Here is a 22,733-nt window from a genome sequence, read left to right as displayed (position 1 = left end):
ATCACAGCGCTCGAACCCGCGATGAGACACACCGTGCTCGTGATCCCCGACCAGCCATCCATGCCAACACCTCTCCTCTAAATATGAAAAAGAGAGTTACTGACTATGATTTTCTGAGCTACTGTGGGGACCAGCCGAGCGAGCGTTACGTCGCGCAAGGCACGGACTCCTTGGCGCTACTGGAGGCACTGCTCATGACCGATACGCAGTACGAACCGGCGCATACAGGGCTGCTCCTGGTGGACCCCTACAACGACTTCCTCTCCGAAGGGGGGAAGATGTGGCCCTACGTCGAAGAGGTCGCCACGGAGGTCGGTCTGCTCGACAACCTGCGCGCGGTGACGGCCGCGGCGCGTGCAGCCGGCGTCCAGGTCTTCGTCGTCCCGCACCGTCGCTGGCGCGAGGGCAACTACGCGAACTGGAACTACCTCAACCGGGACCAGGCCGGCGGCAACGAAGCGCGGATATTCGAGGCGGGAAGCTGGGGCGGCGAATGGCACCCGGACTTCGCTCCCCAGGAGAGCGAAGTCGTCGTCCTCGAGCACTGGGCGCAGAGCGGATTCGCCAATACCGATCTCGACTTCCAACTCAAGAAGCACGGCATCACCCATGTCGTGAGCATCGGCATGCTGGCCAACACCTGCATCGAGTCGACCAGCCGCTTCGCCATGGAGCTGGGGTACCACGTGACCTTGGTGCGCGGAGCGACCGCCGCGTGGACCCGGGAAATGCTCCACGCGGCCCACGAACTGAACGGCCCGACCTACGCCCACGCCATCGTGACCGCCGACGAGATCGTCACCGCGTTCAAGGGGACGCAGGCAGCCTGACGCTCACCGCAGAACTACTGATGACCTGACTTGCCGTCACCCTGCCTGGTGAACGCCGCAGTTGGGAAACCGTGACGCGAAGCGCCCGTACTCGCTGCTCATGCAGTGCGTTGCGCTGAGAAAGGACCAGATCATGTCGAACGACCAGGTGATACACAACTTGCTGATGACCGCGTCAGAGGTGACGGCTACGGTCGATGCTCCGATCGAGACGGTCGACATCGCGGACTGGGTGCTGAACCTGCCCGACGCGGAGTACCAGCGCTGCGCGCCGGGCGAACACATCGCTGCGGGCCGGACCACCACGGATGACGGGCGCCCGATGTCCATCAATGTGGAGAACGTCGGTGGCAGCCTCGTCATCCAGCACTACGTGGCCGAGGTGCACGAGCCGCACCACTGCCACATGGTGTCGCTGTCCGATGCACAGACAGCAGGCGTCTGGACCAAAGCCCACGTCACCTGGGACCTGCGGGTGGAGCCGATCGATGACAAAACCTGCCGTTTCATCAACACCGTGACCGTCCGCCCCACCCAAGGCTTCCTGGACCTTCTCGCTCAGGGTGGCGTGAGCTTTGACGACGCCGCCGCGCAACAGCAGGCCGCGACCCACGCCCACAACCAGCGTGAGACTCCGCTCTATGCGGCCAGCATGGGACGCAAGGCCCTCACCAGGCTGGCCGCGAACTGATCTGCTGCGCCGGCACGACGCCCAGCACCCCTGGCGCGGCAGACCCTGGATGATCACCGACTCGATTTTTCATAGCTACTCGCTCGATCTCTGCGATGATGGGAGGGCGGAACGAGTTCAGGAGGAGGGTGTTGGTGTGGGCGGCTGGTCGGAGATCACGAGCACGGTGTGTCCCATCGCGCGTTCGAGCGCGGTGATCGGGGACCGCTGGACACTGGTGATCATGCGGGAGCTGTCGATGGGCAACCGCCGCTTCGACTCTCTTCAGGCCCAGACCCTGGCGTCCCCGCAGATGCTGACCAACCGTCTCAAGCGGCTGGAGGCTGATGGCATGCTCGAACGCCGCGCCTACAGCGAAAGGCCCCGCCGCTACGAGTACCACCTCACCGACAAGGGCGAAGCCTTCGCCCCGGTGCTGCTCGCCCTACGTGCATGGGGCGAGACCTGGTGCAAAGAGCCCGGGGAAGAAGTCGCCGTCCGCCAGATCCACACGGCATGCGGTCGCGAGGTGGGCCTGAGCGGCACCGTGTGTGAAGGGTGCGGCAAGCCGTTCACCATGAACGACGTGACGGGTGAACTCAGCGCGGCCTTCGCACAGGAACGCGAGGACAGGAGCACAGCCGCCAGCCGGGCTGTCGAAACCCGCCCAACCTGACCTCCCCGTTTCGCAAGGCGAGGAGCTCGTGCGCCCGCTTCCGAACCGCAAGCGGGTTCCGACAGAAGGCGCGTCAGGCGCTCGTCCCGAACCTGTCGCAGCAGGTCCCGGCCGATCGCTGCCGCGGCTGACCGCAGCTCCGACCTCCGTGTGGGAATCCCTTCGCGACAACGGCACAGCCGCTGCTGCATCTGCTGCACAGGACCGATGCGTCCTCCGGCGTGGTAGACGACCGAGGCGCTCGGCTTCCCCCCTCTTTGTGTAAACAGCCGGCGCCCAGCACCGCATGGTGGCGGTCATGTGCGCGGCAAACCCGTCCGCCCCGTTGACCGCCCCTCCACGCAGCTTGCCTTTCACGATTGCAGTTTTCACCGGATCCGTCCGGCCGGTCACCGCGTACGCGCCACTCGCGGCAGCCCGCCATCCCGGCAGACCTCTCTCACCCTTGATTTGAGGAGACACTCATGTTGAACGCCCTGTGGAACCCGACCACCGTCGGAGACATCCCCCTGCCGCACCGGCTGGCGATGTCCCCCATGACCCGCAGCAGGGCCACCCCGGACGGCGTGCCGACCGAACTGAACGCCGAGTACTACGCCCAGCGCGCCTCGCAGGCGCTGATCATCACGGAGGGCACCCAGCCTTCCGCCGACGGCCAGGGCTATCCGGTGACCCCGGGCATCTACACCGACGAGCACATCGCCGGCTGGCGCAAGGTCACCGACGCCGTACACAAGGCCGACGGACGCATCGTCATCCAGCTCATGCACGCCGGACGGATCTCCCACCCCGACAACACCCCCCACCACCGGCAACCGGTCGCCCCCTCCGCGATCAAGCCGACGGGCACCACGTTCACCGCGTCCGGGCCCCAGGAGATGCCGGTACCGCGCGCGCTGTCCACCGAGGAGGTCGCCGCCACGGTCGACGACTTCCGCCGCGCCGCCGCGGCCGCCATCGAGGCCGGCGCCGACGGCGTCGAAATCCACGGCGCCAACGGCTACCTCGTGCACCAGTTCCTCTTCCCCAGCGCCAACCAGCGCACCGACCAGTACGGCGGCTCCCTCGACAACCGCATCCGCTTCGCCGTCGAAGTCGCCACCGCCGTGGCCGACGAGATCGGCGCCGGCCGCACCGGCTTCCGGATCGGCCCCGGCAACCCTTTGAACCTCAACGACCTCTCGGAGAGCGACTCCCACGAGCTCTACCCGCACCTCCTGCGCGCCCTCGCCCCCCTCAACCTCGCCTACCTGCACACCGGCGCCGGCGACGAAGAACTCCTCCACACTCTTCGCAAGCTCTGGCCGACCACACTGATCCTCAACCGGGCCGGCACCGACATCGCCACCCGCGCCAAGGACATCGAGGACGGCCTCGCCGACGTCATCACCGTCGGCTCGATGGCACTCGCCAACCCCGACCTGGTCGAGCGCGTACGCGCCGGCGCGCCGCTGAACACCCCCGACCCCGCCACCTTCTACGGCGGCGGCGCGGCCGGCTACACCGACTACCCCACCCACACCGCCTGACAAATGGCCTGGTGATGCCGGTCCTGGTGAGGCGGTATGGCCAACTGGCCCCATGGAGGTGCCACGTGTCCGTGCTAGCCGTACCCGTTACGTCGGTCCGGGCTGCGGTGAGGGCCGCGAGCGCCGGAGCGGTGAGGTCGGCAGCCAGCGCGCCGTGCAGCAGGTTGCGGCGCCTCCTGGGGTCATCTCCATGGTGGGACTCCGTGCCGTAGGCGGCGGTGTCTTCCCAGCGTTGCGCAGCGAGCCCCAGTAGCCCCCGGGGTCACCCAACGGCACCACATGTGCACAGACCTTCGGCAACTCCGTAACCCCTACGGTGACGGATCCGCTTCCAGCCCCGCCTCCGTAACGTCGGGCGCGACCAGTGCACGCGCGGGGAAGGACGCCGTTCCAGGCGACGAACCACCCGGGCCCGTCACGAACTTGACCAGTTCGGGCCAGACGCCGCCACCCTGTACCTGACACCCCGTCACTGGGGGCGTATGCGAAGAAGGACGGCCCCGCGGGTCAACCTGTCGGGACGGGCTCGGCCCATGAGACAGGCCCGGAGGCCGATCCCGTATCACGGGAGCGACCGCCCGCCGGGCCCTGTCGAGGCACCTTCTTCCATTTCTTCCATAGAGATGGAGAACCCAGCATGAGCACCGCACTGACCCTGAGCACGTTCACCGCGCCAGCGCGTCCCCTGAAGATCCCGCTGCCGGTCGACGCCCCCGAAGGCGGGTGGACGTGGCCGCCCACCTCGGTCACGTTGATCGCGGGCGAGCATGACGCCGTCCTGGTTGACACCGTGCCCACGATCGAGGACTCCAAGAGGCTCGCCGACTGGATCGAGCGGACCGGCAAGCGGCTCACCGCGATCTACATCACCCACGGCCACATCGACCACTATTTCGGCACCGCGACTCTGCTTGAGCGTTTCCCCGACGCGAAGGTGGTGTCCACCGAGGCGACGGCTCGCTTCATCGCCGAGGAGAAGGCCACCGGTCGTGATCGCGCGACGTACGCCGCGTTCTTCATCGACGAGATCGGCTCGAAGGTGATCGTCCCCGAACCGCTGGCCGACCATCGCATCGACCTCGAGGGCCACGAGCTGATCGCCGTACCGGCGGGACAGTCCGACCTGAGCGAGTCGTCCTACCTCTGGGTGCCCGAACTGGCTGCTGCCATCGTGGGCGATATCGCCTACAACGACGTGCACCCCATTCTTGCCGACAGTGACCACGGCATCCGCCAGGCTTGGATCCAGACCCTCAACGAGATCCAGAGCCGCAAGCCTGAGATCGTCATCGCCGCGCACAGGCGCGAGGACGCGATCGACGACGCCAGTCCCCTGGCCGACACGATCGCCTATGTGGAGTTGGCCGACCGGCTGCTCGCCGACGGCCCGAGCGCGGCCCAGTTCATCGCCCGGATGGTCGAGGCGAACCCGACCCGAGCCAACGGGACGACCGTCGTTTTCGGCGCTGCGATGCTCGGGCTGCAGTAGGTCCGACGCCCCTGGCGGGAGCCGAAAACCAGACGTCGGCCCCCGTCAGGACTGTGCGTCGCAGCGGTTCGTCTGGTCTCGCGGGCGACATGCCGCCCTGGCTTCCCCTCTCCTTTACCTGCGTCGATGAAGGCGGGTTATCCGTGACGCTCTGGTGCCATGAGGGCGATGCGGCCACGTCGCCGCTCGCCGATGAAGTCGATGAGCAGTGGCGACGCACCGTCCGGGCTCGCATTCCGAGCGTCGATGTGGGCGCCAGGGGCCACAGCGGGATCAGCGGCATCGCCCTGCGCGAGCGCAACATCGGCGACCTTCTTCTCACGGACTGGATCTGCCCATCGGTCGAGGGCGCCCGGCGCAGCAGCGACATGCGACGTGACGGCGATGCCCTGCTGCTCATCACCGCCTTGTCCGGCGTCCAAGTCATGCACACAGCCGACGGCACCGTCGTGTTACGCCCAGGGGCGCTCGTCCTCCTGAGTACCCGCACACCGGGGCGTTTTGTCGTGCCTCAAGCGATGGCCATGCGCTCGTTGCGCGTGCCCGCCGTCGCTCTGGGCCTCCACGACACCGCGGGCCGCATTCCGGTGAGGCCGGTGGTGCGAGATGACGGCAACCCGTTGGCGCGCCTGCTGTTGGGTTTTCTCGCAGGTATTGACTGCAGCATCGAGCAGATGACCGTCACGGAGATCGAGAGCACGCGTGGCGCCCTGCTTTCGCTTGTCGCCGGCATCGTCAGAGCGGGCAGAAGCGAGGTGGTTGATGATGGCTTCCCGGCTCTGCTCCGGCGTCAACTCGAGGCGTGGATTGTCGACCACCTCTCTTTGGGAGCGATCAGGGTCGCCGACCTGGCCGCGGCGCACAGTGTCGCCCCGCGCACCGTCCACCGCGCCTTCGCGTCCACCGGGGACACCGTCGGATCCGTCGTGCGGAGCCGCCGTCTGGCAGCGGCACGCGACGACGTCGTCAACACCCGTCGATCCATCGCCTCGATCGCGCAACGATGGGGATTCAGCGATGCGAGCCACCTCGGGCGGCAGTTCCGGCGCGCATACGGCCTGTCGCCCGGTGACTATCGCAACCTGCACGGCTCAGCAGCGGTCCGCCCCCTCGTCTGATGGAGGCACGGCGATTCCAGTTCGTGGCACGCCCGTTCCACGACAGGCCCGTCAGCGCTACTTAGCGTCGTCGTGTAGGTCTCCAGGTGAGGCGACGACCGACTATGGACGGACGAGGACATGGATCGCGAAGACATCGAGTTCACCGGTGAGCTCGGCACGACGCTGCGCGGATGGTTCTACCCCGCACAGAACGCGGCAGGGCCCGCGCCGGTCATCGTGATGGCGCACGGGATCTCAGGCGTCAAAGAGATGGGCCTCGGCGAATACGCTGAGGTCTTCGCCGCAGGAGGCCTCAACGTCGTGGTCTACGACCATCAGAACTTCGGGGCGAGCGACGGGACCCCACGCCAGGAGCTCGACCCCGTCCTGCAGTATCGCGACTACAAGAACGCGATCTCCTACGCTGTCACTCGGCCCGAGGTCGACCCGGATCGGGTAGGCATCTGGGGTTCGAGCTTCTCCGGTGGCCATGTCCTTACGGTGGCGGCGAACGACCGACGCGTGAAGGCAGTCGTCTCGCAGGTTCCCTTCGTTTCCGGCCCCCTCAGCCTGGCGCGGACTGTCCGGCCCGACTTCGCCGCCCCGCTTCGCGAGCAGCTGCAGGCAGACCGGTCGCATCGCTTCGCCGGCGGCGAGCCCACCGTCATTCCCGTGGTTTCGGACAACCCGTTCGGCGAGGCCGTCATGCCGATGGCCGAGGCAAACGCCTATTACACCGCCAACGCCTCACCGGAGCCCAGCTGGCGGAACGAACTGACTGTACGAAGCATTGAGCTCGTCGGTGAGTACGACCCCAGCAGCCACATCAGCCGCGTTTCGCCGACGCCGCTCCTGATGATCGTGGCCCGGTACGACGTGACAGCTCCGGCCGAACTCGCCTTCGCTGCCTACGAACAAGCGCGCGAGCCGAAGGGGATTCTTGTCACGGACGGCGGGCACTTCAGCGTCTACGACGGGCCCAGGTTCGAGCAGTGTTCGACAGCAGCGCGAGACCACTTCCGCATCCACCTCGGCATCGGCTGACGGGTAACCGATCCGACCTGGCCGGCCGGGCCTGCCCCCAGACGATTGTGGACCCCACCTGAGACCGGCGCGACGGCCGACATCGACTCCACCGTCATCGCCCGTTTGATGGGGCACGACGCCTTCGCCACCACGGCCTCGGCAGCGCCGCCCTCATGCTCATCAGCGCTCTCCACCAGCGCCCCCACCAGACGGTCGGGGAACTCGTCAGTCCTTCCTCGGTGTCCCGCGCCACCAGCTACCGGGCTCTGCAACGGCTCGCCGACCCCTGCCTCGTGGACTGCACCGTTGGAAGGCCTGGGCGACAGCCTTCCAGCCGCTGGTACTGAACCGGCCCCGGAAGCAGCACAGGGCTGGGCCGACATCACCCAACGGCACGGCACCACGGGCTCTCAGATGACGACGCCCTTCCGCCTTGCCCTCGGCCGCTTCTCGGACGATCGTGGGTAATGCCTGTCATGAGGCAGGAGGGCCAGGTACGCCATGCATCGCATCAGCGGGCTGCCCGAGCGACACACCGGTCACCCGGACGAGGCCAACCGCAATGAGTCCGTCACCATAGCCGTCACGGACGGGAACGGATGTGTGGCCTACTGGAGCCGCGAGGCTCAGGAACTTCTGGGGTACACCCCTGCGGAGATCATCGGCAGTCCCCTGGCCGAGCTGTTCGCCACCGACGGGACCACGTTCCGGCATCGCGACGGCAGTCTGCTGGGTACAAGAGCCCACCTGAGCCCGCTGCTGGGCGCCACGCAGCAGCAGGGCTTCCTCGTGACGATCGTGCCGTCACCGGCAACGGGGAAACTGCAGGACCTCATGTGGTGGATGCTGGAGCAGCAGTCCCTCTCCCTCTCGATCTACGATCGCGACGGGCGGTTGCTGTGGGCGAACGAGGTCATGCGGCGAGCGGTGGGCCTCGGCCAGAGCGAAGTTCGCGGTCGGCGTCCCACCGAGTTCCTTCACGGTTCTGCGTTCGAGGAGGCAGAACGGCGGATCCTTCGGGTCGGCGAGACAGGGAAGCCCGAGTACACCGAACTCTTCGTAGCACTTCCGCATGAGCCCAAAGCACACGCCTGGGCCGTGGATGTCTTCCCTCTCAAGGACGAGAGCGGCCGAGTGCACGCGGTGGGTCTGGTGGGGAACGACTACTCCGAGCAGTACCACAGCCGCGAGCGGATGGCCTTGCTCAACGAGGCCAGGACCCGCATCGGCGCGACTCTGGATGTGACCGGCACCGCCCAGGAGCTCGTCGACGTGACGGTGAGGGTGTCCCGCTTCGCCGACTTCGTCAGCGTCGACCTGCTGGACGAGGTCTTCCATGGTGCACTGCCCGGCCCCGGCCCCCACGCGGGACCCGTCGCGCTGCGACGGGCCGCGCACGGGGGCACCACCCCACTCCCACCCGACGCGGTACTCGGCGTCGGAGCGATCCACACCCATCCGCGGTCGTCTCCGATCGCCCGGTGCCAGGCCACCGGCCGCCCGGTGCTGCACGACATCAAGGATCCTGACATCGTTCGGTGGCTTGCCGAGGACGCCGCCCAGGCGGCGTACGCAGACGCCTTCGGGACGTGCTCCCTGCTCGCGGTGCCCATCCGAGCCCGCGGCGTGATCCTCGGAGCGGCCCTCTTCCTCAGGCATTCGTCCTCCCCCGACCCCTTCGGCCCCGACGACCTGACCGTCATCGAGGACCTTGTGGCCAGGGTTGCGGTCTGTCTGGACAACGCCCGCCGGTTCACCCGCGAGCACGGCATCGCACTGGCGCTCCAGCAGTCCCTGCTGCCTCGTGGGCCAACTGTCCACCCGGCCGTGGAGACCGCGTCCCGTTATGTTCCCGCCGGCGGCAGCGCCGGGGTGGGCGGCGACTGGTTCGACGTGATCCCCCTTCCCGGGGCACGAGTAGGCCTCGTTGTCGGCGACGTCGTAGGACACGGCATCTCTGCCTCAGCGACCATGGGCCGCCTCCGCACGGCGGTGCGCACCCTCGCCGACATCGACCTCGCACCCGACGAGCTCCTGACCCACCTCGACGACATCGTCACCCACTCCGGGCTCCCGCAAGACATCGATGGCGCCGACGAGACCGCAGAGATCCCCGGTGACATCGGCGCCACCTGCCTGTACGCCGTCTACGACCCCGTCTCCGGCACGTGCTCCCTGGCCCGGGCCGGGCACCCCCCCCCGTCCTGATCGGACCGGACGGAACGGCCCGTGTCATCGACATGCCTGTCGGCCCTCCCCTTGGGCTGGGCAGCCTGCCCTTCGAGGCGACGGAGCTCACCCTGCCCGGAGGCAGCCTCCTGGCCATGTTCACCGACGGCCTCGTCGAGAGTCGCCATCACGACATCGACGAAGGCACCCGCAGCCTGTGCCAGGCACTCGCCCGACCGGAGCCCTCGCTCGAAGCCCTCTGCGACACCGTCCTCGACATGCAACACCCCGAAGGCAAAGCCGACGACGTCGCCCTCCTGCTGATCCGTGCTCGACCACTCGGCCAGGAGAGTCTGGCCTCCTGGGACCTGCCCAGCGACCCCGCAGCGGTGACTGAGGCACGTAAACGCGCCTGCGACCGTCTCACCGAGTGGGGGCTCGAGGACGCCGCATTCATCACGGAGCTCGTCGTCAGCGAGTTGTTCACCAACGCCATCCGCTACGCCACAGGCCCGATCCGGCTACGACTGATCAAGGACCGGACACTGACGTGCGAGGTCTCCGACGGCAGCAGCACCAGCCCTCACCTGCGGCGGGCCCGGCTGAGCGACGAGGGAGGCCGCGGCCTGCTGCTGGTCGCCCAGCTCACCGAGCGCTGGGGCACTCGGTATACGCCTACGGGCAAGACCATCTGGGCCGAACAGCTCATCCAGGCGACCTGAGCGGTCCCTCAACGGCACACGACCGCGGAAGCACCCGTTCGGCTACGCCGGAACCCCCGCCTGCGTCGGCTTCTCCACCTCGGAGGGAATGCGGTGCAGCCCCTTCCGGTCGTACAGCCGGGTCACACCGAAGCCGAAGAGGGAAGCTGCGACGAGGCCGATCGCCAGCATGGCCCAGCCCCGGGTCAGGCCCGCGTCGCCCTGGGCGTCGTAGTAGAGGATCGAACGGACACCGTCGGTGATCTGCCGCAGCGGCTCGAACTCCGCGAGGAAGCGAAAGAACCCGGGCAGCGCCTCTATGGGCATGGTGGCACCGGCCGTCGGCACGGCCATCGCGACGAAGATCAGCGCAACGAGCAGCATGCCGGGCGTGCCGAAGACAGCGAGCAGGGCCAGCCCGCCGATCCCGGCGACCGCGATCGCGCACACCGAGTACAGCCACAGCAGGGGCACGTGGGAGACATCCATCCCCATGCCGACCGCTCCCGCCAGCACCAGGCTGCCCATGAGCACCGAGAGGCCGGCCATGAGGGTGCTGCTGATGGCGAGGGTCTGTACCCGGCTCGCACGGATCAGCGGGCGGTGCTTGCGAAGCGGCCCCATGTCGTTGTGGGTGTAGCCGAGGGCGTGGTCCACCTGGCCGCTGATGACATTGGCGGCAAGCATGCCGCAGACCACGAGGACCAGCGCGTAGTAGAAGGCGGTCATGCCGAGACCACTGTGCGAGTGAAGCGGGTGCCCGTCCTTCACGGTGACGACTGCCGGGTCGGCCAGTAGGAGGCGCTCCGCCGGAGGCAGCTTCGTCCGCTCGGCTCCGGCCTGCGCACTCAGCTCCCTGCCCACCTGACTTGAGGCGTTCTTGGCCGCTTCCGTCGTGGCCGACCGTGCCAAGCTGGAGCCAAGACTTCCGGCGGACTGGTTGGTCACCACCGTCAGCGTCGGGCGTACCGGCTTCTTGTCGGCCGCGGTGCTGATCAGCGTGGTGGTCGAGGAGGAGAAGTCGCCGGGAACGACCAGCGCGCCGAACAGCTTGCCTTGGCCGAGTTCCTTGTTCATCTTCTGCTCGTCCATCACCTTCCAGTCGATCGCGTCTCCACCGGCATTCGATTTCGTGATCGACTCGATTGTCCGCGCCCCCAGGTTGACGTGTTCGCCGCCGGCATTCGCGCCCTTGTCTGCGTTGACCAGGCCGACGGGCAGCTTGTGCAGGTGGCCGACCGGATCGACGTTGGCACCGATGTAGAGGACCGCGAACAACAAGGCCAGGACGCCCGTGACGACGCCGTTGACGATCCACAGGCCTCGGGCCCGCAATACGCGGAAGGGATGAAACCCATCCATGGTGAACTCCAGTTTTCGCAAAGACTTGCCGAGAGGGAGGGGCGGGCAGCGTCATCTCAGGCCTAGACCTGACCTCGCTCGCACTTCATGAGCAATTCCGGGCATGGGCACGGTCAGACTCCAGGAGGCTGTCGGCGACATCGCAACGGCTTCGGACCAGCACGTGCCGCAAGCCGTCACGTGATCCGTCGCAGGATGCGGTCCTTGCGGCGGGTGTAGGGCGGATAGGTCACGCCCATGGTGTCCGGGGTGAGCCGCTTGTCGAGGACTGACTTGATGTTGCTGAAGGTGTCCAAGGAGTGTGCGCCGTGGTATTGGCCCATGCCGCTCTCGCCGACGCCACCGAAGGGGAGACCGGGCACGCCGAGCTGAGCGGTCGGGACGCCGAAGACCAAGCCGCCGGAGGATGTCTCCGCGATCAGCCGCTGCTTGGAGCGCTTGGATGCGGTGAAGGCGTAGAGAGCCAGCGGCTTGTCCCGCTCGTTGATGAAGGCGATCGCCGCGTCCAGGTCGGGGACGCGCACGATGGGCAGGATGGGACCGAAGATCTCGTCACGCATCACGGCCGAGTCGGGGTCGACGTCCGCGAGAACGGTGGGGGCGATGTAACGGGTGGGACGGTCGTGGTCGCCGCCGACAACGGTCCGGCCGTCGTTGAGCAGACCGGCCAGCCGGTCGAAGTGGCGCTCGTTGATGATGTTGCCGTAGTCGGCGCTCCGGGCCGGATCGGTGCCGTACATCTCACGGATGGCTGCGGCCAGGTGCGACTCGATGTCGGTGCCCGCCTGTCCGACGGCGAGCACGTAGTCGGGCGCGACGCAGGTCTGGCCGGCGTTCATGAACTTGGCCCAGGCGATGCGACGGGCGGCCGTCGCGAGGTCGGCACCGGGTTCGACGACGGCGGGACTCTTGCCGCCCAACTCCAGGGTGACCGGGGTGAGATGACGGGCCGCGGCAGCCAAGACGATGCGTCCCACCGTGCCGTTGCCGGTGTAGAAGATGTGGTCGAACCGCTGTTCCAGCAGGGCGGTCGTCTCGGGTACGCCCCCCTCGACGACGGCCACGGCCTCCGGATCCAGGAACCGGGGCAGCCAGTGGGCGAGCGCGGCCGAGGTCGCGGGTGCGACTTCACTGGGCTTGAGGATGACGCAGTTACCGGCGGCCAGTGCGCCGACGAGGGGCGCCAGCGCCAGATTCAGCGGGTAGTTCCAGGGGCTGATGATCAGCACTGTGCCCAGCGGCTCGCGAACGGTCCAGGCCCGGGCCGGCGCGAGCACCAGAGGTACGGAGACCTTGCTCGGGCGCGTCCACCGGTCGAGGTGGCGCAGGGTGTGGTCGATCTCCTTGATGAGGAAGCCGATCTCCATGACGTGCGACTCGGTCGCGTTCTTGCCGAGGTCGGTGTGCAGCGCGTCTGCGAACACGTCCTCATGTTCGGCCAGCATCTGCCGCAGCGCGTGCAGCTGCTGCCTCCGCCACGAGAGGGGCTTGGTGCGTCCGGTGTTGAAGGTGGCGCGCAGGCGGGTGACGGTTTGTGCCGCGTGGTCTGTCGTGGAGTCGAGGTCCACGTGGTTGGTAGGCATGCCCCGAAGCATATACGAAACGAAAGCATTTCGTTTCGTATTGAGGTACGCTTTCCGGTGTGACCCCTCCCACGCTTTCTGAACTCTTCGAACGACCCGTCCAGCGCTCCGGCCCGCATGTGGCTCGCCGTGTCTCTTCGGGGGATGACCGATGACCGAGTCGGCGGCACGCCGGGGCCGTCCCCGCGATGCCAACCGGGACCGGGCGTTGCTGGATGCGACTCTGGCCGTCCTGGGCGAGAGCGGCTACGGCGGCTTGACCACCGCCGCCGTGGCGGCCCGCGCCGGAGTGTCCACCGCCACCCTCTACCGCCGCTGGCCGTCCAAGGAGTTCCTGGTCGTCGACGCTGCCGCGGCCTACTCCCAGGAGCTCACGGCACCTGCCGACACCGGCACCCTCGAAGGGGATCTGCGTGCCCTGCTCCGGGACAAGGCAGCCTCGATGACCGGGAAGGAGGGAGGGGTGTTGCGGTCCCTGATCGCCGAGGGTGGGCGCAACGCCGCCCTGGCCGACGCCCTCACGAAGGCGTTCGTGCTGCCCGTTCGCCTACGTATGGAGGAGATCGTGCAACGTGCGGTGGACCGGGGTGAAATCGCACCTGTCGAGCACGCCGATCTGCTCGGCGACCTGGTCGTCGGTCCCATGATGAGCAGGTTCTTCCTCACCCCGCTGCCGCCGGACGAAGTGGACGCCGGCTCGGCGGCGGAGACGGCCGACCGCCTACTGCCCTTCCTCCTCCGCGCCATCGGAGGCAAGGGGAGCCAGTGAGCCGGCAGCCCGCTCGTTTTCGCGGAGCAGGTACTTCTGGATCTTCCCGGTGGAGGTTCAGCAGTTCTCCGAAGACGACCCGCTTGGGCGCCTTGAATCGTGCGATGCGGTCTTTGACGTGGTCGATGATCTCCTGCTCGGTGGCGACCGCATCGGGGCGCAGCACGGTGTACGCGACCGGCACCTCGCCCCAGCGGTCGTCCGGGGCACCGACCACGGCGACTTCGAGGACTGCCGGATGGCTGGCGATGGCCTGCTCGACCTCGATCGAGGTGATGTTCTCTCCACCGGAGATGATGACGTCCTTGCTGCGATCCCTGAGCTCGATGTATCCGTCGGGGTGGCGAACACCGAGGTCACCGGTCCGGAACCAGCCGTCCGGTGCGGCCGCGGCCGTGGCGGCGGCGTCCTTGAGGTAGCCCAGCATGAGGTTGTTGCCGCGCAACCTGATCTCACCGATCGTGGTGCCGTCCGCGGGTACGTCCACTCCGTTGGCTACCACGCGGGCGGTGAGGCCGACGATGTTGGACACGCCCTGCCGGGCGCGAAGCCGGGACTGTTCCTCGGGGGCGAGGCCATTCCATTCGGGGTGCCAGTCGCACAGCACTGACGGCCCGTACGTTTCGGTGAGCCCGTACAGATGCGTGACGTCGAAACGCAGTGCATCCGCGGCTGCGAGCAGGGTGGGGCTCGGTGGCGCCCCGCCGGTCAGGAACCGGATGACGCCGTCCGTGTCGCGCTTGGCCTCCGGGGCGTTCACCACCATGGAGAGCACGGCAGGGGCACCGCAGAGGTGTGTGACGTGTTCGTCGTGAATGAGCCGCCAGATCTCGGAAGCCTCCACCTTCGGCAGGCATACGTGTGTGCCTCCGGCGGCGGTCACCGCCCATGGGAAGCACCAGCCGTTGCAGTGGAACATGGGCAGGGTCCAGAGGTAGGCGGACGCTGTGCTCAGCTGAGTGTGCGTGACCATCGCGAGTGCCTGGAGATAGGCGCCACGGTGTTGGTACATGACGCCCTTGGGACGACCAGTCGTTCCGGAGGTGTAGTTGATGGACAGCAGCGCGCCCTCATCGGGCAAGGGGACGGCCGTCGGTGCGGCGGCGGCGAGGAGTTGTTCGTAGGCGCCGTCGTCTCCGGGGCCGGCGCGCACGATCAGGGGCGGATGCGGCATCCCGTCGATCGCCGTGGCCACGAGGTCGTCGAACTGCGGGTCCTGCAGGAGCACCGCGCTCTCCGAGTGCTCGAGGATGTAACGCACCTCGGGGGCGGAGAGTCTGGTGTTGATCGTGACCAGGGGCGCACCGGCCCACGGGGCTCCGTAGTGGGCCTCGAGCATGATGTGCGTGTTGGGTGCCAGTACCGCGACCGGGTCACCGTTCGCGAGCGGGGCCAGAACGCCGGCGAGCCGACGGCACCGGTCGTGCAGCTGTGCGTACGTGAAACGCTGGTCCCCGTCGATCACAGCCGTGCGCTCGGGAAACACCGCGGCCGACCGGTCCAGGAAGGACACGGGACTCAATGGCTCGAATGACAGGGCGGGATTCACGGCCTTCTCCGTTCGGTTGGTCGGCGGGATCATGAGCAAGGGCTCGGCCGCACCCGATGCCTTGCCATTGGGGACCGACGATCTGGCCCGGGGCGCATAGCAGTTCCAGAGGGAATCAGCGCAGCCGGCTCTTGAGGATCTTGTTCGTGGGGCCCTTCGGGAGCGTCTCGACGAATCGCACGACCCTCGGGTATTTGTAGGCGGCGAGGCGCTGCCTGCAGTGGCCGATGACGTCTTCGGCGCTGATCTCGCTCCCCTCGCGCAGGGCGACCACCGCGACGACTTCCTCCCCGAGCCGGTCGTCGGGTGATCCGATGACGGCGGCCTCTCGGATGTCGGGATGCCCGTAGAGCACGTCCTCGATCTCGCGCGGGTACACGTTGTATCCGCCGCGGATGATCAAGTCTTTGATCCGGTCGACGACGAAGTAGTAGCCGTCGTCGTCCACGTAGCCCAGGTCTCCCGTGCGGAACCAGCCGTCCTGGATGACTTCGGCGGTTTCGGCAGGGCGACGCAAGTAGCCCTTCATCACCGAGTGTCCGCGGACGAGGAGTTCGCCGACATGGTCGGCACCCGGCGCAAGCTGGTTGCCGTCGCTGTCCACCACGCGCATCTCGGTCCCCCAGAGAGGCCGGCCCACGGACATGGGCTTGCGTCCGGCCGCTCTGTTGAACGTCACAGCGCTGGCCGTCTCGGTCAGCCCATAACCTTCCAGCACCGGGATGGCGAATCTCTCCTCGAACCGGGTGACGACATCCGGGGCGATCGGTGAACCTCCACTCAGCGCCATACGCATGCTGCTGAGATCACGGTCACGGTCGGGGGTCTCCAGCAGGGCGTGCAGCATGGTGGGCACACCGGCCACGATCGAGACGCGCTTCCGTTCGATGACGTCGAGTACGGCAGAGGCTTCGAAACGGGGCACGAGTGCGAGCGAGGCGCCGCGCCGGATCGCGGAGTTCGTGAGCGAGGAGAGGCCGAAAACGTGGAACAGCGGCAAGGCGAGAAGGATGACGTCATCCTGTTTCGCTTCGAACACGTCAGCACTGGCGGTGCAGTTCATGAACAGCTGGAAGTGAGTGAGTTCGGCTCCCTTCGGTTTCCCTGTGGTGCCGCTCGTGTAGAGCAGGACCGCGGTGTCCTCGGGTGCCGTGGCGGCAACGTCCGCTCCACCATGGTCGTGATCCGACAGGAAGTCCGAGAAGAGCCTGCCGTCGTCACCGTCGTGACGTATCCCTGCGGGAACCGTCACGAGTGGGATGCCGGCCTCCTTGGCCCCGAGGACGGCACCGACGGCGAGTTCGTGCGCGAAGAGCACCACCGCACGGGCGTCGTTGAGGAGGAACGCGGTCTCCGTTGCGGTCAGCAGGGGATTGAGTGGCAGCAGGACCATGCCGGCGCGGAGCGTCCCGAAGTAGGCGACCAGGAACTCCGGGACGTTGGGCGACTGAATCGCCACCACATCGCCCCTTGAACAGCCGCTCTCCAGGAGTCCGTTCGCGAAGCGGATCGACTCCGTGTCGAGCCGCTGATAGTCCCACCTGTCATCACCCGCCCAGAGGGCCGGGCTCAGCGGTTGTGCGCGCGTTGCCTCAACAAGCATCGCCGCCAGGTTGAAGCTCATGGCATCTCTCCTTCACGTTCCGGCGGCAGGAGCGCTCGCGCGCTACATCCCCAGGTACACCGGATAACCAAGATCGGAAGCGGACAAAAGGTCAAACGCGCGCTCGGCCAGTTCGCTGGATCCGACAGTCACCGTCAGGTCGCCCGACTCGACTGCGTCGATCGCCTGGGTGCGGCCGAAGACCACGGCGAGGAACGTGCGCAAACGGCACGTCACTGCAAGGTCGGGGCGAACTGGCGCCGGACCGCTCTTGGTCCACATTCGGCCCTCGGCGATCTCGACATGAAACGTCTCCCTGCCCACGTGCAGCTCATAGATCTCCTTGAGACCGACGAGCTTCTCCGGCGCGGCAAAGGTGGAAACGCTGAGGGCGATCAGGTCCGCGCGGGTGGTCGCCGGATCGATTTCCGCCGACGGCGGGAGCCCAAGGCCCCACCGTCCAAGCTCGATGAGTGGGGCACGGAGCCCCTCGCCTCGCTCGGTGAGCTCATAGACAGCCACACCCGCGGGAGGTGGAAGCGTGCTCCGGCGAGCGACCCCCGCGGCCTCAAGGCTGCGAAGGCGGGCAGTCAGGCGGTTCGGTCCGATGGCCGGGAGTACGTCGAGGAGGTCCTTGAATCGCTTGGGCCCAAGGCACAGCTCGCGCAGGATCAAAATCGTCCATCGCTCGCCCAGAAGGTCCATGGAGCGGGCGAGCGGACACATCTGGCCGTATGTTCTTGCGGTTGTCATGAATCTACTGTACGGCTCTATAACTTCTCGCTATACGTTCCGTACACTCCGCTCCTGCCGGACATGGGCAGCTGGGCTCGCGCCATGCGCATGCAAGTCTCGCTCATCGTCGTAGTCCCACCGCGCCGGCGAACGCCTCGAGCTCACGGCGGATGTCGCCGGCGGGTTGGTACATGATCTCGGTGACACCACTCGCCGCCAGCTGCTGGACCTTGGCCAGGACCTCGTCGGCAGTGCCGGTGAGCGTGACGTGCTCGACCAGCGTGTGGGCCCCCGCGTTCCAGGCAGCCGTGTCGGCGTCGTTCAGATGCAACAGGTGTCCGTTGTGCACGGCGAGGTGACGCTGGTCCTCCGTTGTGTTCTGCAGGACGGCCAGCCACTCCGGCCCTCCGGGCAGCGCCTTGACAGCTTCCTCGCCGCCGAGTTCGTAGGAGACGTGGAAGGCTTGCGCCAGTCCGGGGCCCGCGGCCGTGCGGAGCCGGTCACTGTTGAGAGCTTCACCGTCATCGAGCACGGACCCGAGGGCCAGGTAGGAGACGTGCGAGAACTCTTTGGCCTGCTCGGGCACGGGCGCTCCGGCCACGAACAGGCCGTCCCCCAGCGACGCGGCTGTCTCCATGCCCTTGGGACCGATCGCTCCGATGTAGACCGGAATGGCGTCCGGCGCACTCGGAAGCGACTCACCGGGGTGCAGCATCCGCAGCCAGCTGCCCTCCCATTCGACCGTTTCGCCTCTGAGCAGCGCGCGGAACGTCGTGATGTAGCGCGTCATGTACGTCCACGAGGCGGGCATCTGTCCCATGGCCCGTCGGCTGGTGTAACCGGTGCCGAAGGCCACCGCGACCCGTCCGGGGGCCAAACGCTCGAGGGCCGCCGCCCCGCTCGCACTGACCATCGGGTGGCGCAGCGCCGGGACGAGAACGCCGGGACCGAGCCCGATGGAGTGTGTGCGTTCGGCGGCCAGCGCCAGACACATCCACACGTCGGGGCTCTGTTGCGGTGTGTCGTACAACCACGCACGCCGGAAGCCGAGTTCCTCGGCGATCTGGACGTGCTGCGGTGTTTCCAGCGTGGTCGCGAACGCTGCCGACACGTCCAAGCCCGCTGCGCTTCGGCCTTGGTTGGCTGCAGGAGAAGTGGAAGTGGTCATAGTTGCTGCCCCAAGGTGCGCGGGAGGCCGGTGGCGGGCACATTGGCCAGGCGCACCTGGCCGCGGGCGATGAGCTTGTCGCTGCTGATGCTGGTGACGGTGACCTGCCACAACTGCTGGCTGCGCCCTTGCTGAACAGGTTCGGCCACCACCTCCACCGTCCCGGAGGTGAGCGGTCGGAGGAAGTCCGTATTGTTGGCCACCCCCACGGCGACCTGGTCGCGATCGGCTACCGCGGCCGACGCGCCGACGCTGGCAGCGGATTCCACGGCGGTGGCGTAGACCCCGCCGTGCACCACTCCCCAGGGGGTGTGGTGCTCAGGGCCCAGCTGTATCTCCCCTCGCACCCGCGTGGACGTGACCTCGGTGAAACGCAGACCTACGGCCGCCACGAACGTGCTTTGGAACACGTCGAAGCCTGACATCGAGACTCCGCCCGGGTCAGTGGTTGCATCAGTTGTGTGCTGTGCCATGTGCCGGGCCTACTCGTTCGCGTAATCGTGTTGGCCCGCGGGCGGGACGGGCATCGGGACTCCCAGGAGACCGTGTGCGCCGTACCAGACGGGGCCCACGTTGAGCCGGTCGGGATAGCGGGTGGTGATCTCGTCGAAGAACTGTTGCGGTGTGGGCTTCTCGGCGAGCAGCCGCTGCGCGTCGCGAAGGTATTGGCGGGTCTGGTCGATGATCGCCGGGTCGTCGGGCAGGTCACGGTTCTTGTGCCCGGCCACCACGGCGCGGGGGTTGAGGGACTCGAGGACGTCGAGCGCCGCAAGCCATGACTCGAATCCGCCGCCAGGGGTCTCCAGCAGCATCTGGTGTACGCCGTTGTAGACGACGTCGCCTCCGACGATCAGGCCGATCGAGGGGACGTGGAGCACCGTCGTGTCGTCGGTGTCGGTGTGCCCGACCTCGACCGCCGTGATCTGGTGCCTCTCCAGCTCGAACCCGCCGGCGGGGATCGGCCGGTAGACGAGTGGGGTGTCGGGAATCAGGCCGGGGAAGTCCGCGTCCCAGAACTTCTCGCGCCCTTCGATGTTGCGGCGCATGATCCCGATGGTGCCTTCCGTGGCGTACGGGACGGCGTCGGGAAAGCGCTCCAGGAGCTGGCCGGTGCCGAACCAGTGGTCGCCGTGGCCATGCGTCGCATAGATGTAGGCCAGACGCTTGCCGGAGCGCTCCACCCAGTCGCCGACCTGCTGCGTGTGTTCGCGGGTGAACGGCGGGTCGACCAGCACGGCCTCCCGTTCACCGGTGATCAGCGTCGAGGCCAGCGGAGACGACACGATGCCGCTGCCGTCGGGCAACCTCTCGGGTCGGCTGCGCGGGACCCCGTCGCAGACGTACACGTCGTAGCTCAGCTCAGTCATACCTTTCGTCTCCCTTGTGGTTCTTCGAGTTGATATGCCGTAGGAGCGCGTGGCTCATCCGGCAGCGGCACAAGCAGACGGCGCACTGGCGGATCACCGGGACGCCTGGGAACGCCTCGCCGGCAGGGCCGGTCGCCAGGAGCACGGCTAACCGAGCGCCGCGAGAAACTTCCTGATCAAAACCGCCACCTCGGTGGGCGCTTCGCGGGGAGCCAGGTGTGCGACGCGCGGCAACACCTCGAGTTGTGCGCCGGCGATGCGCTCGGCCAGTTCGCCGGAATGCGGTTCTGGCGGCAACGCCCGGTCCTCGGCGCCACCGATCACCAGGGTGGGCGCGGTGATTCTGCCGAGGGCATCGACCACGCTGCTGCGGCCGGCCAGCACCGACCGTACGACGCGCGCCAGTCCTGCCTTGTCGAGTGCGTCGACTGCTTGGGCGAGGTGCGTGGTGAACTCGGGGTTCCGGTTGCGGGAGTGCTCGCTGAGCATTCCGGACACGACCAGCCGGCCCAGTCCACCCGGGGCGATCCCGGAACGTATGAGAAGGGCGTTCAGGCGGACTGCCAGACGTTCGCGGAGGACCACGCTGCGCGCAGTGGTGTTGGACAGAACCAGCGCGGTGACCCGGTCCGGGGCGGTGATCGCGACCCGCAGCGCGACGATGCCGCCCCACGACAGCCCGAGAAAGGCGGCCCGGTTGACGGCGGCAGCGTCGAGCGTCTGAACGGCGGCGGCGCCGCACTCTTCCATGGTGAACAACCGCGACACCGATTCGCTGCGGCCAGTACCGGGTGGGTCGACCAGCAGGGTCCGTCGGCCCTGAGCGTGCAGGTCGGCAAGCTGTGCGCCCCAGCTGGTCTCACCGTCCATGAACACACTCGGCCACAACAGCGCCACAGGGCCGTCGGCGGGTCCGGCGTCCTGGACGTGGAGTCGGCCCAGCGTGGTCGGCACGAAAAGGCTTCGGGAGGTCGGCGTCGTCACAAGTAACGTCCCCACCAGGCGAGGGCAGCACGACTGCCCGGCTCGTAGCCGTCGAAATAGATGCCGTAGTGGTCGATGCCGGGGATGACCTGATAGTCGACGACGCTGCCCGGAATGGTCTCCAGTACTTTCGCCGCGCGGCCGCCGTTGTCGGCGATGGGGAACAGGTCTTCGTCACCGGCATCGATGATCAGGGTGGGGATCCGCAGCCGCTCGACCTGGGCGAGCGGGTCGAAGTGCGCCAACGTGGCCAGGTACGGGGTGCCCGCCATGTTCGGCCAGGGATCGACACCCTGGGGAATCGCGGGCGCGTCGCCGCGCGCGGTGTCGATCGCACGCTTGCGGGCAAAGTCTGCCACTGGTCCACTCAGTGGGGCGATGGCGGGCACCTGCACCGCCAGCGCCTTGACCCGGTCGTCGTTGGCGGCCAGATGCACGGCGACGCCGCCGCCGAAGCTGGTGGCCCACAGCCCGATCCGGGCGGGATCGACGTTGGGCTCACCTTCGATGTAGTCCAGGGCCGAGCGCAGGTTCACCGTCCATGCGAACGGATCCACCAGCTCCCGGATGAACCGCACCCGGGTGAGTGCCTCATTGCTGTCATCGAGATCGGGGATGTCTCCGACCAGCTGCAGCGGAGATCCGGAGCCGAACCAGCTGCTCTGGGTGAACGTCAGGGTGATCATGCCTGCTGCGGCGAAGAGCGCCGCGTAGCGTTCGGCGGTGAGCTTGCTGCCACCCCACCCGTGACACAGCACCACAGCGGGCAGGGCGGCGTCGGGGTCGACGGTCGTCGGTCGGTACACGTCCGCGTCGAGCGCGATGCCATTGCTCCACACGGTGACCTGTTGCCGGCCGACCCCGTCGGGCATGACCAGCGGCGGATAGACCTTTTCAGCCACGGCTCGCCTCCTCCAGGGTCGATTCGGCGGGCCAGACCTCAGCGAGCCTGTCCTTGTCCGTCGCCGCCGAGTGGATGCCGACCACACGCCAGCCCCGATCGGATTTGGCGACGCTGAACTGCACCGCCCAGCGCTGGATCTCGCTCTCGTCGGCGCGGCGTCGCGACCAGATCACCTCAATGGCGGCACCGACGGAGTTGTAGACAAGCACACGCCGGTCGGGCACCACGGTGTGGCTGTATCCGGACTCGCGCAGCGGCGCGTAATTGAGGTCCAGGAAGCCGCGCACGCTCTCGTCATCGAGACACCAGAAGGACTGCTCCAGTCCCGTGACGTGCAACGGAGTGCCCCAGTAGTCATGAATGAACTCGGGACCCTCGTCTGACGTGCCCGCAGCCACGGCCACCCATCGCGGCAGATAGTCCTCGAAGAACCATTCGGTCACCTCGGCCCGAGTGGCAGCGATTTGATCATTGGACATTACGGCAGATTCCTTCCGAGAAGGATTTCAGCGGTCGATG

The 22,733-nt window shown here is 67.4% G+C and carries 20 protein-coding genes and 1 pseudogene; 10 read left to right on the top strand and 11 right to left on the bottom strand.

The window, feature by feature from the left end; translation table 11 throughout:
* Window positions 1-194: 194 nt before the first annotated feature.
* From ACFWWR_RS02590 to ACFWWR_RS02550, 9 genes and pseudogenes are all read left to right on the top strand, one after another.
* Window positions 195-830 (top strand): isochorismatase family cysteine hydrolase, encoded by a 636-nt coding sequence (locus ACFWWR_RS02590; RefSeq protein WP_383861642.1) that lies wholly within the window; start codon window positions 195-197, stop codon window positions 828-830.
* A 133-nt stretch (window positions 831-963) separates the two neighbouring features.
* Window positions 964-1,521 (top strand): SRPBCC family protein, encoded by a 558-nt coding sequence (locus ACFWWR_RS02585; RefSeq protein ID WP_383861639.1) that lies wholly within the window; start codon window positions 964-966, stop codon window positions 1,519-1,521.
* A gap of 49 nt (window positions 1,522-1,570) precedes the next feature.
* The gene (locus tag ACFWWR_RS02580) at window positions 1,571-2,176 is read left to right on the top strand and encodes a winged helix-turn-helix transcriptional regulator (RefSeq protein ID WP_384301558.1); all 606 of its coding nucleotides are present in this window, start codon (window positions 1,571-1,573) and stop codon (window positions 2,174-2,176) included.
* Between the two features lie 464 nt (window positions 2,177-2,640).
* Window positions 2,641-3,705: an alkene reductase gene (locus tag ACFWWR_RS02575; RefSeq protein ID WP_383861633.1), complete on the top strand. Its 1,065-nt coding sequence runs from the start codon at window positions 2,641-2,643 to the stop codon at window positions 3,703-3,705.
* A 637-nt stretch (window positions 3,706-4,342) separates the two neighbouring features.
* Window positions 4,343-5,194, top strand: coding sequence for an MBL fold metallo-hydrolase (locus ACFWWR_RS02570; protein WP_384301556.1), 852 nt, complete (start codon window positions 4,343-4,345; stop codon window positions 5,192-5,194).
* Between the two features lie 53 nt (window positions 5,195-5,247).
* Entirely contained in the window at window positions 5,248-6,312 is a 1,065-nt protein-coding gene (locus tag ACFWWR_RS02565; RefSeq protein WP_384301554.1) for an AraC family transcriptional regulator, read from the top strand.
* Between the two features lie 120 nt (window positions 6,313-6,432).
* Complete coding sequence (locus ACFWWR_RS02560) at window positions 6,433-7,338, top strand: alpha/beta hydrolase (RefSeq protein WP_384301552.1); 906 nt, start codon at window positions 6,433-6,435, stop codon at window positions 7,336-7,338.
* A gap of 483 nt (window positions 7,339-7,821) precedes the next feature.
* Window positions 7,822-9,761, top strand: a pseudogene (locus tag ACFWWR_RS02555) (SpoIIE family protein phosphatase); the annotation flags it as partial.
* Window positions 9,762-9,767: 6 nt separating this feature from the next.
* Entirely contained in the window at window positions 9,768-10,211 is a 444-nt protein-coding gene (locus ACFWWR_RS02550) for an ATP-binding protein (protein ID WP_384301594.1), read from the top strand.
* Between the two features lie 42 nt (window positions 10,212-10,253).
* Here the strand turns inward: ACFWWR_RS02550 and ACFWWR_RS02545 are convergent, their stop codons facing one another.
* Window positions 10,254-11,552: a DUF3533 domain-containing protein gene (locus tag ACFWWR_RS02545; RefSeq protein ID WP_384301550.1), complete on the bottom strand. Its 1,299-nt coding sequence runs from the start codon at window positions 11,550-11,552 to the stop codon at window positions 10,254-10,256.
* Window positions 11,553-11,728: 176 nt separating this feature from the next.
* Complete coding sequence (locus tag ACFWWR_RS02540) at window positions 11,729-13,135, bottom strand: aldehyde dehydrogenase family protein (protein ID WP_384301547.1); 1,407 nt, start codon at window positions 13,133-13,135, stop codon at window positions 11,729-11,731.
* A 151-nt stretch (window positions 13,136-13,286) separates the two neighbouring features.
* Here ACFWWR_RS02540 and ACFWWR_RS02535 point away from each other — a divergent pair, with 151 nt between their 5' ends.
* On the top strand, window positions 13,287-13,904 hold the full coding sequence (locus ACFWWR_RS02535; RefSeq protein ID WP_383861613.1) for a TetR/AcrR family transcriptional regulator: 618 nt from the start codon (window positions 13,287-13,289) through the stop codon (window positions 13,902-13,904).
* Here the strand turns inward: ACFWWR_RS02535 and ACFWWR_RS02530 are convergent.
* From ACFWWR_RS02530 to ACFWWR_RS02490, 9 genes are all read right to left on the bottom strand, one after another.
* The gene (locus tag ACFWWR_RS02530) at window positions 13,798-15,453 is read right to left on the bottom strand and encodes an AMP-binding protein (RefSeq protein WP_384301544.1); all 1,656 of its coding nucleotides are present in this window, start codon (window positions 15,451-15,453) and stop codon (window positions 13,798-13,800) included. The two genes, ACFWWR_RS02535 and ACFWWR_RS02530, sit on opposite strands and share 107 nt — an antisense overlap.
* A 115-nt stretch (window positions 15,454-15,568) precedes the next feature.
* Entirely contained in the window at window positions 15,569-17,077 is a 1,509-nt protein-coding gene (locus ACFWWR_RS02525) for a long-chain fatty acid--CoA ligase (protein WP_384301541.1), read from the bottom strand.
* Between the two features lie 42 nt (window positions 17,078-17,119).
* Window positions 17,120-17,809 carry a winged helix-turn-helix transcriptional regulator gene (locus ACFWWR_RS02520; protein WP_383861604.1) on the bottom strand — a complete coding sequence of 230 codons (690 nt, stop codon included), beginning with the start codon at window positions 17,807-17,809 and terminating at the stop codon, window positions 17,120-17,122.
* A 103-nt stretch (window positions 17,810-17,912) separates the two neighbouring features.
* Window positions 17,913-18,902: an LLM class flavin-dependent oxidoreductase gene (locus ACFWWR_RS02515; RefSeq protein ID WP_383861601.1), complete on the bottom strand. Its 990-nt coding sequence runs from the start codon at window positions 18,900-18,902 to the stop codon at window positions 17,913-17,915.
* Between the two features lie 53 nt (window positions 18,903-18,955).
* Window positions 18,956-19,384, bottom strand: a complete 429-nt coding sequence (locus tag ACFWWR_RS02510; RefSeq protein ID WP_383861598.1) for a PaaI family thioesterase — start codon at window positions 19,382-19,384, stop codon at window positions 18,956-18,958.
* Window positions 19,385-19,441: 57 nt separating this feature from the next.
* Entirely contained in the window at window positions 19,442-20,326 is an 885-nt protein-coding gene (locus ACFWWR_RS02505; RefSeq protein WP_383861595.1) for an MBL fold metallo-hydrolase, read from the bottom strand.
* A 147-nt stretch (window positions 20,327-20,473) separates the two neighbouring features.
* The gene (locus ACFWWR_RS02500) at window positions 20,474-21,310 is read right to left on the bottom strand and encodes an alpha/beta fold hydrolase (protein ID WP_384301538.1); all 837 of its coding nucleotides are present in this window, start codon (window positions 21,308-21,310) and stop codon (window positions 20,474-20,476) included.
* Entirely contained in the window at window positions 21,307-22,212 is a 906-nt protein-coding gene (locus ACFWWR_RS02495) for an alpha/beta hydrolase (RefSeq protein WP_384301535.1), read from the bottom strand. The genes ACFWWR_RS02500 and ACFWWR_RS02495 overlap by 4 nt, the downstream gene beginning before the upstream one ends.
* The gene (locus ACFWWR_RS02490; RefSeq protein WP_383861586.1) at window positions 22,205-22,657 is read right to left on the bottom strand and encodes a hypothetical protein; all 453 of its coding nucleotides are present in this window, start codon (window positions 22,655-22,657) and stop codon (window positions 22,205-22,207) included. Before ACFWWR_RS02490 ends, ACFWWR_RS02495 begins: the two co-directional genes overlap by 8 nt.
* Window positions 22,658-22,733: the final 76 nt, after the last annotated feature.

Origin of the sequence: Streptomyces sp. NPDC058678 (assembly GCF_042714835.1) — a bacterium.
In the GTDB taxonomy this organism is placed as follows: domain Bacteria; phylum Actinomycetota; class Actinomycetes; order Streptomycetales; family Streptomycetaceae; genus Streptomyces.
This window is presented reverse-complemented; position numbering and strand designations above follow the sequence as displayed.